We start from the raw sequence: 1,945 nt of genomic DNA, 5'->3' as shown, positions 1-1,945 counted from the left end.
CCCCGACTCATAAGATCGAAGCCAAATACGAATTGAAGCAAGCTGGATAGATGCGAGGAAATTATCGTCGCGTTTGTCGTATCGGTTGCGATGGCTCGGAAGTGTTTGAGTTTGTTGAAGAACCTTTCGACAGCGTTACGTTGTTTATAGAGCCATGGACTGAAGGCGGGGATATTCACACGGTTTGGCATGGGACGGATGCAGCCCCATGCTCCTCGTTCTTTGAGGCTTTGGCGCAAGCTGTCGCTATCGTAAGCGCGATCTGCCAGTAGTATCTGCCCAGACCCGAGCGTCTCAAACATATCGGCTGCCGAACGTCCGTCATGTGCTTGTCCGGCTGTCAGTTTCAGTCGAATTGGGCGGCCATCAGCATCGACAAGCGCATGAATTTTTGTGGTCATCCCACCGCGCGAACGACCCATGCAACCGGATCGTTCGTCTTTTTTTACCGTTGGCCGCATGTTGATGGGACGCGGATTGACGAGGAGTCGATCATCTGGATATCGCCGTCGTAAACTTCTGATATCGCTTTGAGAATGCGCGCCCAATGCCCGGCATGACGCGACGCCATCTGTTGAAGCGATTTACACAGGTCGTATAAGGCCCGTAGCGGGCTGGAATGTCTGCCCATGGCGCACCTGTCCTCAGCCGCCAGAATATACCGTTCAAAACACGTCGATCGTCAAAGCGGGCCTTACCACGCACTTTGCTCGGAAGAAGCGGTTCAATCCCGGACCATTCAAACCGAAAACTATTTTATGGGTATGTGACCTAGTCATCCTCATAGAGTGAACCCCGGAACGCCTTCATATCGAAGGGCGTCCGTGTGGAGCCTGCAAGCTGTTTGAACTCGTCCTGATTTTTTCACGCGTTGCTCTAGCGGCTCGGCCGGCTCCAGATGCGCAATCTCATTAAGCAGAGCGCGACGCACGGCCTCGGTTTTGTTTGGTGCTTTTCCGAGCTTCGCGGCCTTGATGGCAAGGTCATCGACGGACTGATCACGTATGTAAAGGGGCATGGGATTTTGCCTTTGTATATCCCGCTTCACAGGTCGGCCGCCATGTGCGCAAATAGTTACACGTGAACTATTTTTATGATCATCAATATATGTATAATATGTATCTTTTGGAAATCCTGGCAAAAAGTATATTTTTATATTATGCATTTTATCTCGCTATATTAATATTAATTTTAATTCGTATTTTAAGAGCCGAGCCGAAAATTAAGTTGATCGATTTCAGGGATTTATGATTCTCTGTGTTTGCAACGACAACGGAGAAAACACATGGCTTGGACTGAAACCATCGGCAGGACTATGCCAGTCGAAGTTTGCGCTATGCAAGTGACTGCACGGACGATAAATAGGCTATTATTGCGGCGGATGGGCAAGGCCGACCGCGTGAGCATGCTCCGCGCAAACTGTGGAACGCAATCCAATACATCGCAACATTTCTACCGGATGCGACAACGGCTTGCGGGATCTTATCAATGTCCTTTACCCGGATAAAGCAGTCGAACCTGAAAGGTGCAGTTAGGTAAAAGTGCAACAGAACCAAAACCGCTCGTGAGTTCCATAATATAAGTTATGCGATACAAAAGTATAAAGGGGGTGGGTTCTAGCTTGAAGTGCGACTTGCAAGCGATAACAATGAGTTATCCCAAGCAAGGAACCCGTCATGCAAAGGACCTACTCGCATATTGACTTGGATGAGCGGCGCAAGATCGCGCGCTGGCGTATGGCAAATATTTCTGTCGAAACTATCGCCGAGAAACTTGGCCGTCACCGTTCAACCATTTTCCGTGAGCTCAAGCGCAATCAGTTTAACGATGATGAGATCAAGGATCGACCGGTTATTACTGCACGGTTGCGGATCAGAAAGCGCGTGAGCGGCGATCGCGGCAACGCAAGCTCATTCGTTTTGCTCATTCGCGTCAATCGGTTTTC

The 1,945-nt window shown here is 49.5% G+C and carries 1 protein-coding gene and 2 pseudogenes; 1 reads left to right on the top strand and 2 read right to left on the bottom strand.

The annotated features are described in order from the left end of the window. Together ACTJKP_RS26780 and ACTJKP_RS26775 are read right to left on the bottom strand one after the other, a co-directional pair. A pseudogene (locus tag ACTJKP_RS26780) lies at positions 1–729 on the bottom strand (IS5 family transposase); the annotation flags it as partial. A 52-nt stretch (positions 730–781) separates the two neighbouring features. After that, positions 782–1,018: a type II toxin-antitoxin system VapB family antitoxin gene (locus ACTJKP_RS26775; RefSeq protein WP_440632818.1), complete on the bottom strand. Its 237-nt coding sequence runs from the start codon at positions 1,016–1,018 to the stop codon at positions 782–784. A gap of 658 nt (positions 1,019–1,676) precedes the next feature. Here ACTJKP_RS26775 and ACTJKP_RS26770 point away from each other — a divergent pair. Continuing rightward, positions 1,677–1,945, top strand: a pseudogene (locus ACTJKP_RS26770) (helix-turn-helix domain-containing protein); the annotation flags it as partial.

It is taken from the genome of Brucella sp. 22210, from assembly GCF_052045675.1.
GTDB lineage: Bacteria > Pseudomonadota > Alphaproteobacteria > Rhizobiales > Rhizobiaceae > Brucella.
This window is presented reverse-complemented; position numbering and strand designations above follow the sequence as displayed.